Origin of the sequence: Arthrobacter sp. SRS-W-1-2016 (assembly GCF_002009585.1) — a bacterium.
Classification (GTDB): domain Bacteria; phylum Actinomycetota; class Actinomycetes; order Actinomycetales; family Micrococcaceae; genus Arthrobacter; species Arthrobacter bambusae_A.
On sequence record NZ_MTPV01000067.1, the window covers coordinates 34,993 to 56,924 of the forward strand.

At 65.5% G+C, this 21,932-nt stretch carries 16 protein-coding genes; 11 read left to right on the forward strand and 5 right to left on the reverse strand.

What is annotated here, in order from left to right; genetic code table 11:
• Positions 1-13: 13 nt before the first annotated feature.
• The 5 genes from BMF89_RS17430 (at position 14) to BMF89_RS17450 (ending at position 5,715) form a co-directional block, all read left to right on the forward strand.
• Complete coding sequence (locus tag BMF89_RS17430) at positions 14-907, forward strand: uroporphyrinogen-III synthase (RefSeq protein WP_078108331.1); 894 nt, start codon at positions 14-16, stop codon at positions 905-907.
• Positions 904-1,884, forward strand: coding sequence for a porphobilinogen synthase (gene hemB / locus BMF89_RS17435; RefSeq protein ID WP_078108332.1), 981 nt, complete (start codon positions 904-906; stop codon positions 1,882-1,884). The genes BMF89_RS17430 and hemB overlap by 4 nt, the downstream gene beginning before the upstream one ends.
• Positions 1,884-2,960, forward strand: coding sequence for an LLM class flavin-dependent oxidoreductase (locus BMF89_RS17440; RefSeq protein ID WP_078108333.1), 1,077 nt, complete (start codon positions 1,884-1,886; stop codon positions 2,958-2,960). Before hemB ends, BMF89_RS17440 begins: the two co-directional genes overlap by 1 nt.
• A 61-nt stretch (positions 2,961-3,021) precedes the next feature.
• On the forward strand, positions 3,022-4,344 hold the full coding sequence (gene hemL, locus BMF89_RS17445; RefSeq protein WP_078108535.1) for a glutamate-1-semialdehyde 2,1-aminomutase: 1,323 nt from the start codon (positions 3,022-3,024) through the stop codon (positions 4,342-4,344).
• A 63-nt stretch (positions 4,345-4,407) separates the two neighbouring features.
• Positions 4,408-5,715: a glycoside hydrolase family 3 N-terminal domain-containing protein gene (locus tag BMF89_RS17450; protein WP_253190874.1), complete on the forward strand. Its 1,308-nt coding sequence runs from the start codon at positions 4,408-4,410 to the stop codon at positions 5,713-5,715.
• A gap of 83 nt (positions 5,716-5,798) precedes the next feature.
• On the opposite strand, the gene BMF89_RS17455 is transcribed toward BMF89_RS17450, so the two are convergent.
• The 4 genes from BMF89_RS17455 to BMF89_RS17470 all read right to left on the reverse strand — a co-directional run bounded on the left by BMF89_RS17455 (position 5,799) and on the right by BMF89_RS17470 (position 9,328).
• On the reverse strand, positions 5,799-6,536 hold the full coding sequence (locus BMF89_RS17455) for an amino acid ABC transporter ATP-binding protein (RefSeq protein ID WP_078108334.1): 738 nt from the start codon (positions 6,534-6,536) through the stop codon (positions 5,799-5,801).
• Positions 6,533-7,297, reverse strand: a complete 765-nt coding sequence (locus BMF89_RS17460) for an amino acid ABC transporter permease (protein ID WP_078108335.1) — start codon at positions 7,295-7,297, stop codon at positions 6,533-6,535. Before BMF89_RS17460 ends, BMF89_RS17455 begins: the two co-directional genes overlap by 4 nt.
• 11 nt (positions 7,298-7,308) lie before the next feature.
• Positions 7,309-8,262: an ABC transporter substrate-binding protein gene (locus tag BMF89_RS17465; protein WP_078108336.1), complete on the reverse strand. Its 954-nt coding sequence runs from the start codon at positions 8,260-8,262 to the stop codon at positions 7,309-7,311.
• 355 nt (positions 8,263-8,617) lie between these two features.
• Entirely contained in the window at positions 8,618-9,328 is a 711-nt protein-coding gene (locus BMF89_RS17470; RefSeq protein WP_078108337.1) for a 3'-5' exonuclease, read from the reverse strand.
• 88 nt (positions 9,329-9,416) lie between these two features.
• On the opposite strand from BMF89_RS17470, the gene BMF89_RS17475 reads away from it, so the two are divergent.
• The 3 genes from BMF89_RS17475 to BMF89_RS17485 all read left to right on the forward strand — a co-directional run bounded on the left by BMF89_RS17475 (position 9,417) and on the right by BMF89_RS17485 (position 16,698).
• Positions 9,417-9,833 (forward strand): MGMT family protein, encoded by a 417-nt coding sequence (locus BMF89_RS17475; protein ID WP_078108338.1) that lies wholly within the window; start codon positions 9,417-9,419, stop codon positions 9,831-9,833.
• 83 nt (positions 9,834-9,916) lie between these two features.
• Positions 9,917-13,180, forward strand: coding sequence for an ATP-dependent DNA helicase (locus tag BMF89_RS17480; protein ID WP_171983540.1), 3,264 nt, complete (start codon positions 9,917-9,919; stop codon positions 13,178-13,180).
• Positions 13,177-16,698, forward strand: coding sequence for an ATP-dependent DNA helicase (locus tag BMF89_RS17485; RefSeq protein WP_078108340.1), 3,522 nt, complete (start codon positions 13,177-13,179; stop codon positions 16,696-16,698). Before BMF89_RS17480 ends, BMF89_RS17485 begins: the two co-directional genes overlap by 4 nt.
• Before the next feature lie 42 nt (positions 16,699-16,740).
• Here the strand turns inward: BMF89_RS17485 and BMF89_RS17490 are convergent, their stop codons facing one another.
• Positions 16,741-18,039: a macrolide 2'-phosphotransferase gene (locus tag BMF89_RS17490; protein WP_139359724.1), complete on the reverse strand. Its 1,299-nt coding sequence runs from the start codon at positions 18,037-18,039 to the stop codon at positions 16,741-16,743.
• 143 nt (positions 18,040-18,182) lie between these two features.
• Here BMF89_RS17490 and nudC point away from each other — a divergent pair, with 143 nt between their 5' ends.
• From nudC to BMF89_RS17505, 3 genes are read left to right on the forward strand one after another with little or no spacing between them, the layout of a single operon-like run.
• Complete coding sequence (gene nudC / locus BMF89_RS17495; protein WP_078108342.1) at positions 18,183-19,169, forward strand: NAD(+) diphosphatase; 987 nt, start codon at positions 18,183-18,185, stop codon at positions 19,167-19,169.
• Positions 19,166-21,298 (forward strand): ATP-dependent DNA helicase UvrD2, encoded by a 2,133-nt coding sequence (locus BMF89_RS17500; RefSeq protein ID WP_078108343.1) that lies wholly within the window; start codon positions 19,166-19,168, stop codon positions 21,296-21,298. The genes nudC and BMF89_RS17500 overlap by 4 nt, the downstream gene beginning before the upstream one ends.
• The gene (locus BMF89_RS17505; protein WP_078108344.1) at positions 21,298-21,927 is read left to right on the forward strand and encodes a M48 family metallopeptidase; all 630 of its coding nucleotides are present in this window, start codon (positions 21,298-21,300) and stop codon (positions 21,925-21,927) included. Before BMF89_RS17500 ends, BMF89_RS17505 begins: the two co-directional genes overlap by 1 nt.
• The last annotated feature ends 5 nt before the right edge of the window (positions 21,928-21,932 follow it).

A 21,932-nucleotide genomic window follows, 5' to 3' on the forward strand; every position in this document is an offset into this window, starting at 1 on the left:
CCAACAGGAGACCATGGGACGGCACAGTGCAGTGAAGTCGGGGGAGGCCCGGGTCCTTGAAGGCGCCCGGGTCCTTGTGACGCGCAGCCCGGATCGTGCCGCCCCCCTCGTCAGCGCCCTGCGTGAGGCCGGCGCGGAGCCGCTCCTGTTGCCCTTGATCGACTTCGAACGAGCCCGCGACCAGCATTCCCTCGAGGTCGCTTTGGACGCCCTCCGTGCCGGGGCGTACGGCTGGTTGGTGGTCAGCAGCATCACCACGGTGCGTGCCCTGAAGGAAAAGGCGGCCGAGCGGCGCTTGGAGCTGAAGGAACTGATTCCGGATTTCGTCCGGATCGCGACGATCGGTCCGTCGAGCCGGCGGGTCCTCGAAGCGGAAGGCCTTCCCGTGGACCTCGCACCGGAGGACGTCCAGTCGGCCGCGGGACTCGTCTCCGTCTGGCCGACAGGCCCGGCCAATGTGCTGTTGCCCCAAGCTGACATCGCCGATGCGACGTTGGCGGAGGGGATCGAGGCCAAGGGAGCCGCAGTCCAGGCAGTGACGGCCTACCACACCGTGGACTACCCGGCGGCCCCCGAACGCAGGCTCATTGCTGCCTTGGTGGCTGCGAACGGCTGGCACACGGGAAGCGGATCCGGGGCCCCGGAGCTCACCCCCGACGACGCCAAAGCCGAACTTTCCGGCGGCCGGCTCCACGCCGTCGTCGCCGCTTCACCCAGCGCTGCACGCCGCATCCACGCCTCGCTGGCTCCGCTGCGGGATTGCCGCTTCATTGCGATCGGGCGCTCGACGGCGGCGGAGGCTGCCGCTCTCGGCATTCCAGTTGCGGCAACCGCCAAGGAACCCACACCCGCCGGCATCGTGGCCGCCCTACGCACCGTATTCGACACCGAAGGGAACGAAAGTTGAGCTTTCCAAACCACCGGCCCCGCCGGCTCCGCACCACCCCCGCCATGCGCCGGATGACCGCCGAACACCGCTTGGCGCCCGCTGACCTCATCCTGCCGGCCTTTATTCGCGAAGGACTCAGCGAACCGGCTCCGATCAGCTCCATGCCCGGCGTCGTCCAGCACACCACGGACTCGCTGAAGCGCGCCGCCGCAGAAGCCGTGGAGCTGGGCGTCAGCGGCATCATGCTGTTCGGTGTTCCCGCCGTCCGCGATGCCCGCGGCACCGCCTCCCTGGATCCCGATGGCGTGCTGAACAAGGCCATCCGCGACGTCCGTGCAGAAGTGGGCGATGACCTGGTGGTCATGGGCGACGTGTGCCTCGACGAATTCACCGACCACGGCCACTGCGGTGTCCTGGACGCCAACGGCTACGTGGACAACGACGCCACCCTCGAAATCTACGCCCAAATGGCAGTAGCACAGGCCGACGCCGGTGCCCACGTCCTGGGGCCGTCCGGGATGATGGATGGCCAGATCGCCGTGATTCGCCAGGCCCTTGAAGAAGCCGGACACCAGAACACCGCGCTCCTGGCCTACGCGGCGAAATACGCCTCAGCCTTCTACGGCCCCTTCCGCGAAGCCGTGGACTCGCAGCTCAAGGGCGACCGCCGGACGTACCAGATGGATGCCGCAAACCGCCGGGAAGCCATCATCGAGGTGGAACTCGACCTCGAAGAGGGCGCTGACATGGTGATGGTCAAGCCGGCCATGAGCTACCTCGACGTCCTGGCCGACGTCGCCGCCATGAGCCCGGTCCCCGTGGCGGCCTATCAAATCTCCGGTGAATACGCCATGATCGAAGCGGCTGCCGCGAACGGCTGGATTGACCGCCGCGGTGCCATCACAGAATCCGTGCTCGGCATCAAACGGGCCGGCGCCGATATGGTGCTGACGTACTGGGCGTCCGAGCTTGCCGGCTGGCTCAAGGAGTCCTGATGACCGAAACCCCTTCCACTCCGACGGCCCCGGTGGGTGCTACGGAGATCCTCCTCGGGCTGAACACTTTCGGTGACGCCGGGGTGGACGCCGACGGCAGTCCGAAACCGCACGCCCGGGTATTGCGGGAACTGTTGGCGGAAGCGGAACTGGCGGACGCCGTCGGACTTCATGCCTTTGGTGTGGGAGAGCACCACCGGCGCGACTTCGCTGTCTCGGCGCCCGAAGTGTTCCTCGCGGCCGCGGCTGCCCGGACAAGGCAGATCAAGCTCGGTTCGGCCGTCACTGTGCTCAGCTCCGACGATCCCATCAGGGTCTTCCAACGTTTCTCCACTGTTGATGCGCTCTCCAATGGTCGTGCGGAGGTGATGCTGGGCCGCGGCTCGTTCGTGGAATCGTTCCCGCTGTTCGGCCTGGACCTGGCCGACTACGAAGTCCTGTTCGAGGAGAAGCTGGAGCTCTTCGACAAGGTCCGGGCGCAGAAGCCGGTGCATTGGGAAGGCCGCACCCGGCCGAACGTGAGTGGAATGAGCGTCTTTCCGCCGCTGGAACACCACTTGTTGCCGACGTGGATCGGCGTGGGCGGTACCCCCGAGTCGGTGCTGCGCTGCGCCCAATACGGCTACCCGATCATTTTCGCCATCATCGGCGGGGAACCGCGCCGCTTTGCCCCGCTGGTGAATTTGTACCGCGAGGCAATGGGGAAGTATGGACACCCCATGCAGCAGATTGCCACGCATTCGCCCGGGCACGTCGCTCCCACCGACGAGGAAGCCCGGGAGGAGTTGTTCCCGCATTGGCTGGCCCAGCGCAACCGCATCGGCGCCGAACGCGGCTGGGGACCGGCGAGCAGGGGCGAGTTCGATGCCATGTGCGGCCCTGAGGGGGCACTCTATGTCGGCTCGCCGGAAACGGTTGCCCGGAAGATCGTCTTGCTGAAGCGGAACCTCGGCGTGGACCGTTTTGACCTCAAATACAGCAACGGGACGCTGCCCCACGAATCCATGATGCGCTGCATCGAACTCTTCGGCACCGTGGTGGCTCCACTCGTGGCCGAGCAGCTTGCCGGAGCCTGAACCCCGGTAGCCGCCCTCGCCGGTGCCTGAACCGCTCCTCATCCCTGAAAGAATGGACACCATGACTTCAAACACCCCTGTCTCCGACCAGCTGTTCGACCGCGCCCGCTCCTTGATGCCCGGCGGCGTCAACTCTCCGGTGCGCGCCTTCGGATCCGTCGGCGGCACTCCGAAGTTCATGGTTTCCGCGCAGGGTCCGTACCTGACCGATGCTGATGGCCGCGAATACGTGGACCTCGTCTGCTCATGGGGCCCGGCGCTGCTGGGTCACGCGCACCCGGCCGTCCTTGACGCCGTCCACGCCGCCGTCGACCGAGGCTTGTCCTTTGGCGCGTCCACGCCGGATGAGGCAAACCTCGCCGCGATCGTCAAGGAACGCGTCTCCGCCGTCGAACGCATCCGCATGGTGTCCACAGGCACCGAGGCCACCATGACCGCTGTACGCCTGGCCCGTGGCTTCACTGGCCGCAACCTGATCGTGAAGTTCGCGGGCTGCTACCACGGCCACCTCGATGGACTGCTCGCCGCGGCCGGCTCGGGCCTTGCGACCATGGCGCTGCCCGGTTCGGCCGGCGTCACTGAAGCCGCCGCAGCCGAAACCCTTGTCCTGCCGTACAACGACCTCGGCGCGGTGGAAGCCGCTTTCGCCGCGCACGGCAACAACATCGCCGCCGTCATCACGGAAGCCGCTCCCGCCAACATGGGCGTCGTGACACCGGGCGAAGGCTTCAACGCGGGGCTGTCGCGCATCACCCGGGAGCACGGTGCACTGTTGATCCTGGACGAAGTGCTCACCGGTTTCCGCACCGGCTACGCGGGTTACTGGGGCCTCACGGGCCGCCAGGAAGGCTGGATGCCGGACCTGCTGACCTTCGGCAAGGTCATCGGCGGCGGCATGCCGACGGCGGCGCTCGGCGGACGTGCCGACGTCATGGATTACCTAGCGCCCCTTGGTCCGGTGTACCAGGCAGGAACGTTGTCCGGGAACCCGGTGGCCATGGCCGCAGGCGTCGCCACCCTGACACACGCGACTCCGGAGGTCTACGACTTCGTGGACGCCCGCTCGCTGGAACTCTCCGCGGCACTCTCATCGGCGCTGGACACCGCCGGCGTGGACCACTCGATCCAGCGGGCCGGGAACCTCTTCTCCGTGGCCTTCGGCACGTCGGCCAACGGCGTCCACAACTACGCCGACGCCCAGGCCCAGGACGTCTTCCGCTACGCACCGTTCTTCCACTCCATGCTGGACTCCGGCGTCTACCTGCCGCCGTCGGTCTTCGAAGCGTGGTTCCTGTCCGCTGCCCACGACGACGCCGCCATGAACCGGATCTTCGACGCACTCCCGGCCGCAGCTAAGGCGGCCGCGGAGGCCACGGCCTTGTAAACGGCGTTTTTCCCATGTTTTGCAGCCTGCTCCTTGCCCGTAATGCTCGGGCGGGAGCAGGCTGTGGGCAACGATCGAATCGACAAGGCGATGATTCATCTGCTCAAATCGTCCAGAACTTCACTGCTCATTCTCTTCGCCCTGATGGCCGGGGCGTTTGCCGGTATAGCGCACGCCGACACTCCTGAACCGGGGGTCAGGGCCCTCGGAGACCCGCCCCCGACGCCAACTACTCCACAGGCCGCCCCCACGCCCGGGTTTTTGACCTCTCCAGGGGGATCGCCGGAGGCCCCTGCTCCGCCGGCCGGGCCTTCCGAGCCGCCGATTCCTCCGCATCCGACGCCGGAACAGCGGCTCGCGGGTTTGACCCTGGAGCAAAGGGTGGGGCAGCTGTTCATGGTGGCAGCCAAGGCCGACGGGAGCGATGCCGGCACCGTGGCAGATCTCCTGAACAACCACGTGGGCAACATATATCTGGCCGGACGCAGCCAGGCAGGCCTTGCGGCGACTGCATCAGTGGTGGCAAAGCTGAAGGCAGCCATTTCGCCCGCGGCGAGCCGAGGGTTGCCGCTGTCCGTCGCGACGGACCAGGAGGGCGGTTCTGTTCAAGTCCTCAGGGGACCCGGATTCGCGCCTATTCCCGCAGCCTTGGACCAGGGCAATTCAAGCCCCGACCAGCTACGCGCCGACGCCCGGCAATGGGGGTCGGAGCTCCTGCAGGCCGGAGTGAATGTCGATCTGGCGCCCGTACTGGATACGGTACCCAGCCCCGAATTCGCGCCCTCGAATAAGCCCATTGGCGCCTTCAAACGCGAATACGGCTTCATCCCGGCTACGGTGTCCGAGCACGGGAACGCGATGGCGGCCGGATTGCGGGACGCCGGGGTGGCGCCGGTGGCGAAGCACTTTCCGGGAATGGGTCGTGTCCGCCTGAACACCGATGTCAGCACGAACGTGCACGACACCGAAACAAGCCCGACGGATCCCTACCTGATGCCGTTCAAGGCTGCGATCGACGGCGGGCTGCGGTGGGTCATGATTTCGAACGCCTACTACGACAAGATCGATCCCGACCACGCGGCGCCGTTTTCGTCCGAGATCATGCGCACCATGTTGCGGACCGACGCGGGGTTCACCGGAATCATCGTGTCCGACGATTTGTGCAACGCCGTGCAGCTGTCGCCCTGGAGCGTGGGGGACAGGGCGACGAATTTCATCAGCGCGGGCGGCACCATGGTCCTGTGCGCGGATACCGCTTCAGTTCCGGCGATGTATGCCCAGGTCCTGCAGCGGGCTCAGGCCGATCCCGACTTCCGTAAATCCGTGGATGCCGCGGCCTTGACTGTCCTTCAAGTGAAGGCCGGGAAGTGAGCCGGATGCGAAAAATCCCCGGCTGCAGACGGGCTCACCGCTGTGGGTGTCCCGTCCGCAAGCCGGGGATTCTCCGGTAAGTCCTAGAGCACGTCCGAAAGGAAGCCCTTCAGGCGATCGGTCCGCGGGTCCGTGAAGAGCTGTTCCGGCGATCCGCTCTCTACGACGACGCCTGCATCCATGAACGTCACGGTGTCCGACACGTTCCTCGAGAAGCCCATTTCGTGGGTTACCACCACCATGGTCATGCCTCCCTTGGCCAGATCGGTCATGAGTGCGAGCACGCCTTTGACCAGTTCAGGGTCCAGGGCCGACGTTGCCTCGTCGAAGAACATGACCTCAGGCTTCATGGCAAGCGCCCGCGCAATGGCGACGCGCTGTTGTTGCCCGCCCGAAAGGTTGGCTGGCCGGGCGTCGGCCTTGTGCTTGAGCCCCACGAGGTCCAGTTGGGCCAAGGCATCTTCCCGGGCCTGCTCCTTGGACATTCCGCGCAGCTTCCGGAGCGCGAGGGAGATATTCTCCGCCACGGTCTTGTGCGGAAACAGGTTGAACTGCTGGAAGACCATGCCGATTCTCCGGCGCAGCTCGTCCGGGTTGTCTTTGAGCACCGAACGGCCATCGAGCAGGATGTCACCCTGCTCGGGTTCGATCAACCGGTTCATGACGCGCAGGAGCGTGGATTTACCTGAGCCGGAAGGGCCGATCACGGAAGCCGTGGTGCCCTTCTCGACGTGCAGGTCGATGCCGCGCAGGACATGGTTCGATCCGAAGGACAAATGGATGTTTTTAGCCGTCAGTGTTCCTGAAGCGAACTCGCTCATGCTTGGGCTCCTTTCCCGACGACGGCGGCTGCCTCGTCGGGTTCCTTCTTTTCCGGTCGGCCTGTCCTCAGGCGACGGTCAATCCAGTTCACGAAATGCGTCAACGGAATGGTCAGCGCCAGGTAGAAGATGGCTGCCGCCACATAGGGCGACAAGTTTCCGCTGGTGGAGGCAGCGTCCTTGCCGATCTGGAAGATCTCGCGCTCCGAGGCCACCAGGCCCAGGAGGAAGACCAGCGACGACTCCTTGATCAACGCAATGAACTGGTTGACCAACGCGGGCAAGACCCGCCGGACGCCCTGGGGAACCACCACAAGCCGCATGGCAGGGCCGTAGCCGAATCCCAAAGCACGCGTGGCCTCGAGCTGGCCCTTGTCCACGCTCTGGATACCGGAACGGAAGATCTCGCCGATGTACGCCCCCGACATCAGCGACAGCGCCGCGATGGCCATGGGGTACGGGCTCGTGGAGCCCGTCAGCTGGCGAATGATCGGGCCGAATCCGAGACCGATCACGAGGATGGTGAGCACGGGCGGCAGCCCACGGAGGATATCGGTGTAGACGCGGGCGATCCACCGGGCCACCGGATTCCGGGATATCCCCATGAGGGCGAGCAGCATGCCGAGCACCGTTCCGATGACACCGGAGGTGACGGCCAGGACGAGCGTGTTCGGCAGCCCGACTGCGAACATCTTGGGGATGACTTCGCCCATCGCCTTCCAATCGAGGAAGGTCTCGGAGAGCAGTTTGAAGATATCCATGGGAGCCTGGGTTACTTGGCCGGGATCTGGACGGCCTTGCTGCCCGGCTTCCAGCCCTGGGGAGTCTGCTCCGCCTTGGTCGGGCGGTCCTTGTACCACTCGGCCGTCAGCTTGGTCCAGGTACCGTCCGCGATCACGGCGTCAAGGCCGGAGTTGAGGGCGTCGATCAGGGGCTGGTTGTCCTTGTTCACGGCCCAGGCGGTGAAGTTCTGGGTGTTGACGACCTTTTCGGCGATCTTCGTGTTGTCGCCGTCCTTCACCTGGCCCGTGGCCTGTTGCGACGGGGCGACCCAGGCATCAACCTGACCGCTCTTCACGTTGGCGTAGACCGTGTTGTAGTCGGGGAAACGGACGGGCTCAAGCTTGAGCGTGTTCGTGACGTAGTCGTCCTGGACGGTGCCCTGGACGACGCCGATGCGGACGTCGGACTTGAGGTCCGCGAAGCCCTTGACCTTGGAGTCGGTCTTGGTCACGACGGCCATGTAGCCGAAGTCGTAGCCATTGGTGAATCCGACCGTTTCGCGGCGCTTGTCCGTGGTGGAGATCGAGGAGGAGCCGACGTCGAACTGCTTGTTCTTGACCTGGGACAGCAGCGCGGAGAAGTCAGTGGAAGCGAACTCGACCTTGAGGCCCAGCTTGGCGCCAACGGCACGCAGGAGTTCGTTGTCGTAGCCGGTGAACTTGCCCGAGGGATCGATGAAGATGTTCGGCGGGGCGTCCGAGAGCGTGCCGACGCGCAGTGTGCCGTCGGTGATCAGGCCCAGCTTGGACTTGTCGATCTTGTCCAGCGGGGTGACGTCCTTGGTGGTGTACTTGTCCAGCGTCTTCTGGTCGCTGCCCTGGAGGGCGTCGGTGGGCGAGGCGCTGCCTGTGCTGCCGGCTCCGCCACCGCAAGCGGCGAGCGAGACGGCGAGAACTGCAGCCACGGGGACGGCAGAGAACCACTTCAGGGCTTTGATTTTCATCAAGCAAATCACTTTCATCGGGGAACACGCGTTCGTATCGAGACGGGCGGGGAACGCGGCCAAAGCAGGTTTGGGCCGCAATATCAGAACTCGACCCGCCAAACTTAATTATGTCATCCGCCTATTCAGCGGAAAATTGGCGGCGATAAGACGCGTGATTCCCGGGAAATCCGAATTAAATTCAATGCATTATGCGGATTGCCTCTGAAGTGCCGCACCCTCTGGCATTGAGGGGGAATTGGTGACTGACGCCCAGCTGGCTTTCAGGCAGCGAGTGCAGTGTGACGTGCATCCCATCATGCGGACGACAGGAAAGCGTCCGGTCCGTGGACCGGCGCCTTAGAGTTCCGAAACTTTAGAAGTCTCCTCGGCTGGCATCTTCCGGGGGGAGAACCGGCCAATTGCCTTCGATGACGGCTGTTGGTTTGGTCTTGCGCAGGTAGCTCTGGAAATCGGCGGCCTGGGCAGCCGCCCAATCAACCTGCAGGTGGTGCAGCTTGGAAGCGGGCATGTGCAGCTTCGGGAACTTGCCGGCCATGGCATCAAGGACACGCAGGGTGGCAAGGGCGTCCGCGGCGGAAGTGTGGGCGTTGTCCAGGTTCACGCCGTACTCTTCGCACAGCGCGGTCAGGGTCCGCTTGCCTTTGCGGTACCGGTCAACCTGCTTGTTCATGACGTAGGGGTCAAGGACCGGGAAACGGGTCAATTGCGGCACGCCGTATCGTGCTGATTCGGCGGCCAGGACCGTGAAGTCATAGCTGGCATTGAACGCAATGACCGGCACGCCGTCGTCGAACAGTTCCTGGAGCGCGGCAGCAACTTCGCGCGTCACGTCTGCCGCCGGTCGGCCTTCGGCCCTCGCCTTTTCCGTGGTGATCCCATGGATCTCGCTGGCCTCCAAGGGAATCTCCACACCGGGATCCGCCAACCATTCGAGCTCCTTGACGACGCTGCCGTCGTCGTCCACTACGGTGACCGAAGCGGTGACGATCCTGGCCGAACGAGAATTCCGTCCCGTGGTCTCAAGGTCGAACGCGGCGCGGGGGAGGGTGTTCCAAGAGCTCATGCTTCAACGCTACCGGCGCCCTACGACAAGAACCGGACCGACACTCCTTCTGCGCCGATCCCAGGGTCCATGCCGATAGGCTGGTGGCATGCGGATGGAGTTTGTGACGGCGGTGCTGGCCGTCGTGGATCTCATGCCGCCCGGCGTTGCCGTGTCCTACGGGGATGTTGCCGAGCTTCTTGGTTCAGGCGGTCCCCGCCAGATCGGATCGGTCATGAGCCACCATGGGAGCACGGTGGCTTGGTGGCGGGTATTGCGTGCAAGCGGCGAGGCGCCCCCAGGGCTCGAGTCCGAAGCGCTGCACCACTACGTGGACGAGGGAACACCGCTGCACGGCGCCTACGCGGAATACCTGCGGACTGGCGAGGGCCGCTGGCGGGTTGACCTGGCGCGTGCCCGGTGGGCTCCGACGGACCGGGACTTCGACAGTATCGATGCGATCTCCGAGCAACTCGAGCGTCAGCTCCATAAATTGTCGGTGCCCGATGATGAAATGACCGTGTGAGTCCAACACCGACACCCCAAGCAGCAACGCAGGGAGCAACACCATCGCCGCGGCAGGCGCAATCCCGGCACTCGCCTGCCCGCTTGCGCCTGCTTCCCCCTCGCGAGGTCCGCTACGCAGCCCCGGAGTTGTCCGCCGACCAAGCTGCCGTCGTCGGGCTCCCGCACGGATCCGGGCCGGTCCTGGTGCCGGGGGCGCCGGGCACCGGGAAGTCCACCGTGCTGGTGGAAACCGCCGTCCGGCGGGTTCAACGTGACGGCGTGGATCCGGAACGGATCCTGATTCTCGCACCCGGCCGGCATGCGGCGTCGGCGCTGCGGGACACCTTTACGGGGCGGCTGGACCGGAGCTTGAGTACGACGCCGGCGCGCACCTGGGCGTCATACGCCTTTGACCTGATCCGGCGAGCCAAAGCCGAGGGCGTACTGCCGCTTCAGCGGCCACCCAAACTGCTCTCGGGACCGGAACAGGACCTCATTATCAAGGAACTGCTGGAAGGGCACGCCCGGCCGGGCTTTGAACTTCCATGGCCGCAGGACTTGTCCGCGGCGTTGCCCACGCGGGGGTTCCGGCAGGAGATCCGGCAGCTCTTCGACCGGATCATCGAATCCGGACGCACTGCGGAAGATCTCACGTCGCTTGCCTACGAATGCGGCAGGCCGGACTGGATTGCCGCAGCGGACCTCTATTCGGAGTACCGCGACGTCCTGGACCTGCGCATGCCGGAAGCCTTTGACCCTGCCGGAATCATTACCGCGGCGCGGCAGATCTTCCAGGACTCGCCCGGATTCCTGGCGGCCGAGCGCGAACGGTTGCAGTTGATCCTCGTGGATGACGTGCAAGAGGCGAATCCCGCCGTGTTTGAATTGCTCGCGGATATCGCGGAAGGAAAGGACGTCTTGGTGGCGTCCTCTCCGGATACCGTGGTCCAAGGGTTCCGCGGCGCACGCCCCGACCTTGTCTCCGAGCTGCCGCGGCTTCTCGGCGGCCTTGCGGGCACCGTGCGGGAGCTTCCGCTATGGCACACACACCGCCACCTCCCCGATGTCGCGAAAGCGTGGACCGGTGTGGCAGCGCGTATCTCGCAGCGGGCCGGGGGCCAGTTGGCCCGGCGTCTGGATCCCCTTCCCGCATCGGCGGAGGAGGCGCCTTCGGGCAAGGCGCGGGCCGCGGGCCGGGTGGAAGCACATGTGCTTCCCTCCACAGTCCACGAGTTGCGCTACGTGGCTCAACGAATCCTCGAAGCACAGCTGCGCGAGAACCACGAGTTCGGCGACATCGCAGTGATCGTGCGCAACGGTGGGCAATTGGCGCAATTGCAGCGCTATTTGAGCGGCCAAGGAATCCCGGTCCGCGTCCCGGTCGCGGATTCCGCGGTCCGTGATGAAGTGGCTGTTCGCCCCCTGCTTGAGGTGTACGGAGTGGTGCTGGATACCGCCAAGCTGACGCCCGAGTCCGCCGTCTCCCTTCTCACGTCGAGGATCGGCGGGGCTACAGCCATCGAGTTGCGCCGCCTCCGGCAATCCTTGCGCCGGGAGGAGCTGTTGGGCGGAGGCGGTCGGTCCAGCGATGCGTTGCTCGTTGAGGCTTTGCTGGAGCCCGGAGCGCTGGGGTCCTTGGGTATCGAGGGCAGCTCGGCACGGCGTTTGGCCCGCATGATCGCGGCAGGACGTGCTGCGGCCGCCGAACCCGGAGCCAACGCGGAGACGGTGTTGTGGGCTTTGTGGCAAGCCACCGGGCTGGCTTCGCGCTGGACCGAAATGGCGCTCGACGGCGGCGCGGCCGGCGCCCGCGCGGACCGGGACCTCGACGCCATGATGGCCCTGTTCCACACCGCCGAGCGCTATGTCGACCAGCTTCCCGGCTCCGGTCCCGAACAGTTCCTGGAGTATCTGCTCAGCCAGGAACTCCCCATGGACACCCTTGCCGCCAGGGCACAGGTGGAAGAAGCAGTGGAGCTCATGACGCCGGCCAGCGCAGCCGGGCGGGAATGGGCCGTGGTCATCGTCGCGGGCCTGCAGGAAGGCGTCTGGCCCAACACCAGGCTCCGGGGTGAACTCCTCGGTAGCACTTTGTTTGCCGATGCGGTGGAGCATGGGGTTGAACATGCCTTGCAACGGGGTCCCCTCAGCAGGCTGCGGGATATCCGCTACGACGAACTGCGCAGCTTCTCCACAGCCGTTTCACGTGCCCGGGAAGTCCTCATCTGCACGGCGGTATCTTCCGAAGACGAGCAGCAATCTGCCTTTCTTGATTACGTGGCGCCCTTGGAACCGGGACAGTACCTACGTGAATACACGCCGGTGGGCCGGCCCATGACGCTGCGCGCCCTGGTGGCCGAGCTCAGGCAGCGCGTTCAGCCGGACGACGTCGCGCTTGCCCGCCCGGGCGTGGCCGAGGATGCCGCCGAAGCTGCGCGCGTCCTGGCACACCTTGCCACTGCGGAGCCCGCCGTGCCGGGCGCACATCCGGATTCCTGGTGGGGACTGGCGCCACTCAGCAGCGAGGAACCGGTGGTCCCGGCAGAGGGCACCGTGTTCGTTTCTCCGTCGAAGGTGGAAACGGTGCACAAATCGCCGTTGGATTGGTTCGTCCAGGCGGCCGGGGGAGAAGCCGCCACCGACTTTGCCCGCAGCCTGGGCACCTTGGTCCATGCAATTGCCCAGGAACTGCCGGATGCTTCCGGCGCCGAGTATGTCGCGGAGCTGGTGCGTCGCTGGCCGACACTGGGCATGAAGGACAACTGGGAGGGCAGGCTGGACTTCCAAAGGGCAGAGCAGATGGTCAGGAAGCTCGCCCAATACGTCCTGGTCATGCGGAGCGAAGGCCGAAGCCTGGCCGGGGTCGAAGCGGACTTCGAGGTCCCCCTTCCGGAGGTGCGCTTGGGCCACGCCGCCGAGGCGCCCGAGGCGGTCCGGAACGCAGTGCTCCGGGGACAAGTGGATCGTCTGGAAATAGACGCAGAGGGCAGGCTGGTGATTGTCGACCTCAAGACGGGCAAACGCCAGCCAGGCAAGGCCGAACTCGCCAGGCACCCCCAGCTCGGTGCTTATCAAGCTGCCGTGTTGCACGGGGCGTTCCAGGAAACCGTTCCAGGATCCGTTCCTGGCGGTGCCGTGCTCGCACAGCTGGGGACCAAGACGAAGACTCCGGCGGTCCAGGTGCAGGAGCCCTTGGATCCGGGAGATAACTGGGCACAGGACCTTGTCAGCGAGGCCGCTGTGCTCATGGCCGGAGCAAGCTTCGAAGCACGTCACGATCCCTCAAAAGGCAGCCACGGGGGCCACGGCTGCCGGCTACCCGATATTTGCCCGTTGTGCGCCAGGGGAAAGCAGGTCACTGAATGAGCGTCCAGACACTCGCAGGAATGGAGGCGGAAGAGTCCGCCACGGTTGGCGCGGTCTTGCCGGAACCCCGGTTTTCGCCCGGCGAATTGGCCGATATCCTCGGCGAACGGAACCGTCCGACGGAAGAGCAGTCCGCCATCATTGCGTCACCGTTGACCCCCCGGTTGGTCATCGCCGGAGCCGGATCCGGGAAAACCGCAACCATGGCAGACCGTGTGGTGTGGCTTGTGGCGAATGGATGGGTTCGCCCTGAAGAGGTCCTGGGCGTCACCTTCACCCGGAAGGCGGCAGGGGAGCTGGCCAGCCGTATCCGTGCCAAATTGGCCACCCTGCAACGCATCGCGTCGTCGGACAACGGGCAGTACGGCTTCCCGGAGGGAGTCGCGGGTTCCGATGAGCTTGAACCCAAAGTGTCCACTTACCACTCCTACGCCAGCGGCATCGTGTCCGACTACGGCTTGCGCCTGGGTATTGAGCGCGATGTGGTGCTGCTCGGCGGCGCCCAGGCCTGGCAGCTGGCGAGCGAAGTGGTTGAAGCGTACGACGGCGACTATGAGCACTTCAGCGCTGCCAAGTCCACCTTGGTCAACGCCGTGATGCAGTTGGCCGGCGAGTGCGCCGAACACTTGCGCGAACCGGCCGAGGTTCAGCGCTGGTTGATGGACCGCGTGTCCGAATTCGCGCAACTGCCCTATACGTCCGCGGCGAAAAAGAACCCGTCCCAGGCTGCGGGCGATCTCGGTGCCATGTTGCGGACCAGGGCCAGCGTCGCGGACATGGTGGGGCGTTACCAAGAGGCCAAGAGAAACCGCGGAGTCCTCGACTTTGGCGACCTCGTGGCGCTCGCTGCGAAGATTGCCCAGGACATACCACTGGCAGCTGCCACCGAACGGGCCCGCTACAAGGTGGTGTTGCTGGATGAATTCCAGGACACCTCACACGCGCAACTTGTCCTGTTTTCCCGGCTGTTCGGGGGAGGGCATGCCGTGACGGCGGTGGGGGATCCCAACCAGTCCATCTACGGATTCAGGGGTGCATCGGCCGGCCAATTATTCCACTTCGTCCAGGAATTTCCCGTCCGGGTGGAAGATGGCTTCGGAACGGCATCCCTTGCGACGGCACCCACCTCGTACCTGACCACTGCCTGGCGGAACGGGCGCAACATCCTGGCCGCCGCCAACGTCATCTCTGCGCCGCTCAACAAGGCCGCCGCCACCGAAGGAGCCCCGGGCTCCAGGGCCGAAGACACTGCTGTGGCCGTGCCGCCGCTGCAACCGAGCCCGGCGGCCGTGGACGGCAACGTTGTCCTCGGACGTTTTGGCACGGATGAAGACGAAGCCGCGGCGATTGGGCGGGATGTCCGCCGTTATCGGCGCACCGTCTTTGAAACCGCGGCCGACGGTACGCCGGTTTCCCCCACCATGGCAGTACTTTGCCGCCGTCGGGCACAGATGGAATGCTTGCGGCGTGAATTCGAGGTCCAAGGGATTCCGTATGAAATAGTCGGCCTCGGCGGACTCCTCGACACCCCTGAAGTGGTGGATCTCGTCGCTGCGCTCCGGGTCCTCGCGGATCCCGGCCGTTCAGATGCGCTGATGCGTTTGCTGGCCGGGGCCCGGTGGAGGATCGGGACTGCGGATTTGATGGCTTTCCGCGACTGGTCCCAGTTCCTGGCCAGGCGGCGATCACAAGGCGCTACGGTGGACAGCGGTGCCGGAGACGAGGCGTCGGGTGCGGGCGAAAGCCCGATCGAGACGGTCGTCGAAAGCGACATTACGGATGCAGCCAGCCTTGTGGAAGCGCTGGACTTCCTGCCGCGTCCAGGATGGACTTCCGGCCATGGGCGCTCCCTCAGCGCGGCAGCCTTGGACCGGCTTGGCCGCTTGTCTGCGGAGCTTCGGAACCTGCGGGGGTTCATCGGTGATGATCTGACCACGTTGATCGGCGAGGTGGAACGCGCCATGCTGCTGGACATTGAGGTCGCTGCGAAGCCCGGGACGAGCATCCACCAGGCCCGCCGGAACCTGGACGCGTTCCATGACGCCGCGGCGGGTTTCCTGCAGACTTCACAGCGCGTGGACCTGCTGGCTTTCCTGGGGTGGCTTGAAGCGGCCGCAACAGAAGAAGGCGGACTCGACATGGCCGACGCCGAGGTGAACCACGAGGCCGTGCAATTGCTGACCGTCCATGCCTCCAAAGGCTTGGAATGGGACGTTGTCTTTGTCCCCGGCCTCAACGCCGGGGCCTTCCCGAGCAACCGGGACTCCCGGTGGAGCAGCGGTACCGCGGCCCTGCCATGGCCGCTCCGAGGCGACCGGGCGGATCTCCCCCAATGGGATCTGGACCAGCCGGACCAAAAGGGCTGGCTTGATGCCGAAAAGGACTTCAAATCGGAAGTCCAGCACCACGGCGAGGCCGAAGAGCGGAGACTCGCCTACGTTGCCTACACCCGGGCAAAGTTCGTCCTGTGGGCATCGAGCGCCGCGTGGAATGGTTCCCGGGCCGGGATAGCCGAGACATCGCCCTTCCTTGCTGAGCTGGCCTGCCTTGCCGGCGAGGCAGGCAGCGATTCCGGTGGAGCATCGGCCGCTGCCATCCACCCCCAGTCCCTCAGCGAAGACGCGCTGCCCACAGAGAGCCCCCTGACTGTCGGCACCGAGGTGGCGATCTTCCCCTATGATCCGCTCGAGGGCCCGAGCGACCCTCGAACGGGGGAACGGCTCCGCTTGGTACCCGGCCGGCGGGCCGCCATGGAGGCGGCGGCGACCAGGGTCAGGAACGCCGTCGACGGACTGCAGAAGGATTCGCCGCTGGTCATGGACGCCTCGCTGACCTCACTCCGCGGGGCGGCGGCCGGCTGGGCCGCCGAAGCGGAGTTGTTGTTGGAACGGCAACTGCGGCGGAAACCGGTCCAAGACGTCCATTTGCCCGGACACATCTCGGCATCGATGTTCGTCGACCTGGGAGACGATCCGGCCGCTGTCCTGGCCCAGCTCCGGCGCCCGGTGCCCCGGCAACCAGGGATCTCGGCACGCAAAGGCACGGCCTTCCACTCCTGGGTCGAGGAATACTTCGGAACCACAGGAATGCTGGATCTCGACGAAGCGCCCGGCTCTGACTCCCACATCGACGAAGCCTACGGACTTGATGACATGGTGGCGACGTTCAGTAATTCAGAATGGGCCCACCGGTCCCCGGCCTTCGTCGAAGTTCCCGTGGAAACGAGGATCGGGGACGTCGTGGTGCGCGGACGGATTGATGCTGTCTTCCGCGGGGCGGACGGCACATGGGAACTGGTGGACTGGAAAACGGGCAAGCGCCCGTCCGGCAGGCAACTCAAGATCCGCGCCGTGCAACTGGCTGTGTACCGGCTGGCATGGGCGCGCCTCAAGGGTGTGCCGTTGGAGCACGTCAGCGCAGCGTTCTACTACGTTGCCGATGACGCTGTGGTGAGGCCCCACGACCTGGGCACGGCCGAAGAACTGGAGAACATCATCGCTTCCGCGCTGGGCCACTGAAACCGCTGGGCCCTGAAACCACCGCAGCCAAGCCGGGACGGACTAGTGGTCCTTGGCGTCCTGCAACGGTGCGGGCTCCACTACTTGGAGGGCCGTCGTCGAGGTGTCGTCTGATTCGGACGGCGCCTCGGGTGCCGGGGCTGTCCCGTTTGTCGATTCTCCCGAACCGTCCTCGGCGGCGACGCCCGTGGCAGCTTCGCCGAGGGGTGCAACCGTGACCGACGGCGTTGCCGCGGCAGTTTCCGGACGGGCCGCGGGAGCGTCGTCGTCAGCAGATTCCGGGATGGCTGTGACACTTACCGTGGGCTTCGCTGAGTCGCCCTCAGCGGCCGCGGCTTCCGAAACCATGACAACTGCGGGTGCCGCAAGCGCGTCCGCAGCGGCAAGCTCCGCGGCTGCGGCCTCGGCCTCCTCGGCTGCCAACGCGTTCTGCTGTTCGATGTCGTCGGCGAGGGACTTGAGCATCGCCTCGGCTTCTGCCGTCATTTCACTGTGGCCGGCCGCCAAGGCCTTGACGAGATACTGGGCCAGGGCGAATTCGGCAAGGAGCGCAGAGCGTCGGAGCAAGTGGCCGTCCGGAGTGTCGCGTCGGGCTTCCGTGTAGTGCCGCATGACGGATTCCACGAATCTCTGTTCGTTTGACGCCACGAGCCAGGCAAAGTCATCGGCGGGATCGCCGATGCGCAGATCGGTCCATCCCGTCACGGCCGTGACACTGTCGCCATCGACCAGCAGATTGTCTTCGTGCAGATCGCCGTGGACCACGCACGGGTTGAAGCGCCACAACGCCACATCCTCTAGTGCGTGCTCCCAGCGACGCAGCAGGGCGGGCGGTATCTTGCCCGTTGTGGCAGCCTGGTCCAGCTCGTTCAACTTGCGCTGGCGGAATTCGTTGGCCGTGTAGCTGGGAAGATCGGCGTTGTTCACTAGCGATTGGGGGAGGTCGTGGACGGCGGCCAGCGCCACACCGATCTCCTTGGCCAAGGAGTCACTGCAGGTGGACAGCTCTTCGATGCTGCGCGTGGCCCCGGCCAAGTGGGCGTAGACAAAGGTGCTCAGCGCGCCTTGGCGCACCGTTCCGGCCACAGTGGGCATCAGAAAAGGCAGCTCGGCCCGGATTGCCGGCGCGAAAGCCCGCAGAATCATGAATTCGGTTTCCAGCCGGGCGCTGGCTTCCGGATGGCGTGGCGAACGGACGCGCCAACGCTTGCCCTCCGAGTCCAGCAGGAGCGCCGAATCGAAATCGGCAGCATCATCCGGGGCAGAGGCGGCAGCCATCGGCGTCAGGCCGGGCACCGCCGCAGTAGCTACAGCGGCCAGTTCGAACGGTGTTCTTCTCACGTCTTCCACGGTAGATTGACATGCGCCTCTGGCAGCGATGCAGTGCGGCGAGTCTTGAGATCCGCTGGAAAACAGCATTCAGGGGTGTGCATCGCTGAAGGTTCCAAATGTCAATTGTCGGTGCGAGTCAGTACGGTAGGTACATGAGTTTCACCGAGTTCCAGGCGCCGGCAAACCACCTTATCGATACCGTTCTTCCGGTGCGCCCAGCCATGGTTGACCGCGGATCTGCCGAACGCCTGAAGCCAGGCATGCTGGATGAAGTGATCTCCTCGGGCGCGGCCAAAGCCATGGTGTTGTCCCAGCGCCAAGCCCTCGTCGTGGGCGACAAGCTGTGGCTGGACGACGCCGCGCCGCTCTTCGACACCCTTCAAGCGGCTGGCGGGCCGGTCACTGCCATCTATCTCGGCCGGACCCTCGCTGCTTCATCGGTCCCGGAGAAAACGCCCATCGTCCTCTTTGTGCCCGCCGAGCCGCTTTCGCCCGGAGCCGCGGGCCTTCCGGCCGACGGCTCCTGGGCAGGATTCCGGGAGGTCGCTGCCCGTCTCAGTGCCATCGACGCGGCCTTGTTTGTTGAGGCCAGCGCCATTTCAAACTGGCATGCCACCCATACCCACTGCCCGCAGTGTGGAACTCCCACGGAAATCGAAGCCGGCGGCTGGGTCCGGCGGTGCCCGCGGGACAAATCGGAGCACTATCCAAGGACCGATCCGGCCATCATCGTCACCGTGGTCGGTTCCGACGGCAGGCTGCTCCTGGGCGGAGGAGGGCCGCTTGACGCCAAGAACTACTCCACGCTGGCCGGCTTCGTGGAGCCGGGGGAATCGCTTGAACAGGCCGTGGTCCGCGAAATCGGCGAAGAAGTGGGCGTGCGGGTCACCGCGTGCCAGTACCTTGGCTCGCAGTCGTGGCCGTTTCCGGCCTCCCTCATGCTCGGGTTCACCGCAACAACGGACGACGTCGAGGCCCGGCCCGACGGCGTCGAAGTCACCCGGGCGCGCTGGTTCAACCGCGCGGAACTGCAGGCAGCCGTGCTCAGCGGTGAAATCACGATCTCCACGAGGCTTTCGATTGCTCGATCCCTGATCGAACACTGGTACGGCGGCGTCATCGAGGACCTCCAGCAGTGACAGACGGCATTTTCAGCGACACCGTTTCACTCGAGGACCGGATTCTCGGCGGCCTTGATGCCGAGCAGCGGGAAGTCGCCAGCAACCTCAACGGGCCGATGTGCGTCCTGGCCGGAGCGGGTACGGGAAAAACCCGGGCCATTACGCACCGCATTGCCTACGGGGTGCACTCCGGGGTCTACAGTCCGCAGCGCCTCCTGGCTGTCACCTTCACCTCCCGGGCGGCCGCCGAGATGCGCAGCCGGCTGCGGGATCTCGGCGTCGGAAATGTCCAGGCACGTACCTTTCACGCCGCGGCGCTCAGGCAGCTCCAGTTTTTCTGGCCGCAGGCAATCGGCGGCGTCCTGCCGAACTTGCTTGACCACAAGGCGAACATGATCGCCGAGGCCGCTCGGCGGCTCCGGTTGAGTACCGACCGGGCTTCCATTCGTGATCTTGCTGCTGAGATCGAGTGGGCCAAAGTTTCCATGCTGACGCCGGCCAACTACCTTGAGAACGCGCACGGCCGCGGCACTCCGGGAGGCTTCGACCTCACCGCCGTCGCACGGGTTTTCCAGTCTTACGAGGACGTGAAGACGGACCGCAATGTGATCGACTTCGAGGACGTCCTGTTGATCACGGTGGGCATCCTCCAGGAGGACCCGAAAGTGGCAGCCACGGTCCGCGAGCAGTACCGGCACTTTGTCGTTGACGAGTACCAGGACGTTTCCCCGCTCCAGCAGAGGCTTCTGGAGCTGTGGCTCGGCGCCCGCGACGAACTCTGCGTAGTGGGCGACTCCAGCCAGACCATCTACTCCTTCACGGGAGCCTCTCCCAAGCATCTCCTCGAATTCAAGGGCCATTACCCTTCGGCGACGGTCGTCAAACTCGTTCGCGACTACCGTTCCACGCCCCAAGTGGTGAAGCTCGCCAACGATCTCCTGGGATCCCGCCGCAGTGGTGGGACGGTTGCCGACGCCGCTTGGGCCAAGCCCCTGCAGTTGGTAGCCCAGCGCCCGGCCGGACCTGAGCCCCGGTTCATGGAATGCCCCGACGACGAAGCCGAGGCGGCGGTGGTCGCGGGCCGGATCCGGGAATTGATCGATGCCGGCACCAAGGCGAGCGAGATTGCCGTGCTTTTCCGCACCAACGGCCAGTCGGAAGCGTACGAACAAGCTCTTGCCTCTGCGGGTATCGGCTACCAGCTGCGGGGCGGTGAGCGTTTCTTCGCCCGCAAGGAAGTCCGCGACGCCATCCTGCAGCTGCGGGCGGCCACGCGTGCCGTTGCCGAGGATTCCGGCAAGGAACCGCTCGGCCAACTGGTCCGGGACATCGTGGCTTCGCTCGGCTACACGGATGCCGCCCCACATAGCGGCGGTGCCCTCCGCGAACGCTGGGAGTCGCTGGCAGCACTGGTGGCACTCGCGGACGAACTTGTTGTCAGCCGTGGGCCGGAATTCACCTTGATGGAATTCGTCAACGAACTCCAGGAACGTTCGGTTGCGCAGCACGCGCCGACGGTCCAGGGCGTGACCCTCGCATCGCTGCACGCCGCGAAGGGCCTGGAATGGGATGCCGTGTTCCTGGTCGGCTTGAGCGAAGGACTCATGCCTATTTCCTTTGCCGACACTCCCGAGAGCGTGGACGAGGAACGCCGACTGCTCTACGTCGGGATCACGCGGGCGCGCGAGCACCTGAACCTGTCCTGGTCCACGGCCCGCACGCCCGGCGGCCGTGCCAACCGCAAGCCTTCGCGCTTCCTCGACGGGCTCCGTCCCGATTCGGTGCTCGGAGCCAGCGCGCGCAACCGCGCCACGCCACGGCGCAAGGCGGCAGCACCGGCGTCGTGCAGGGTCTGCGGCACGATGCTCGCCACTGGCGCCGAACGCAAAGTGGGTCGCTGTAGCCAGTGCCCGCCCACGTACGAAGAACAGACCTTTGAGGCCTTGCGGCAATGGCGCAAGGAAGAGGCCTTGAGCAACGATGTCCCCGCCTACGTGGTCTTCACGGACGCGACATTGACGGCCATCGCCGAAGCCCGGCCCGCTTCGCTTGAGGAGCTTGCGAAACTCGCCGGCGTCGGACCGTCCAAGCTGGAAAAGTACGGCGAAGCCGTGCTGGCGGTTCTGGTCGAGAACGGGTCTGCCTAGTGCCTCCGGTCGCGCGCCAGCCGGCTTTGCCGCTGACCACCGACGACGGCACGCCTGTCGTCGTTCGTCGCTCCGCCCGCCGTCGTCGTACCGTGGCGGCCTTCTGGGAGGACGGGAACGCCGTTGTTGCGATCCCCGCCCACTTCACGAAGGCACAGGAGAATGAATGGGTCCGGCGGATGCTGGACAAGCTCAAGAGGCAGGGGGAGCGGGGCGCTCAGGGTGCCGGCAGGAGGAGGCCCGCCAGCGACGCGGCCCTTGCCGCTCACGCCGCGGAACTCTCGTCACGGTACCTGGGCGGGCGTGCGACCCCGACGTCGGTCCGCTGGGTCAGCAACCAGAAGTCACGGTGGGGGTCGGCGACTCCGGCGGACGGGACCATTCGGCTTTCGGACAAGCTCCGGGCCATGCCCCAATGGGTGATCGACTACGTGTTGCTCCACGAACTCGCGCACCTTCTGGTGGCCGCGCACAATGCCGCGTTTTGGCGCCTGCTGGAGGCGTACCCCGAAACGCAGCGGGCGAAGGCCTTCCTGGAGGGCGTCGCCTTTGCGACGTCGCGGGGGCTTGGACCGGATGAAGAAGCCGCCGGCGCACCAGCCGGGGGCTGGGACGCCGACGCCGACTAGGCGTT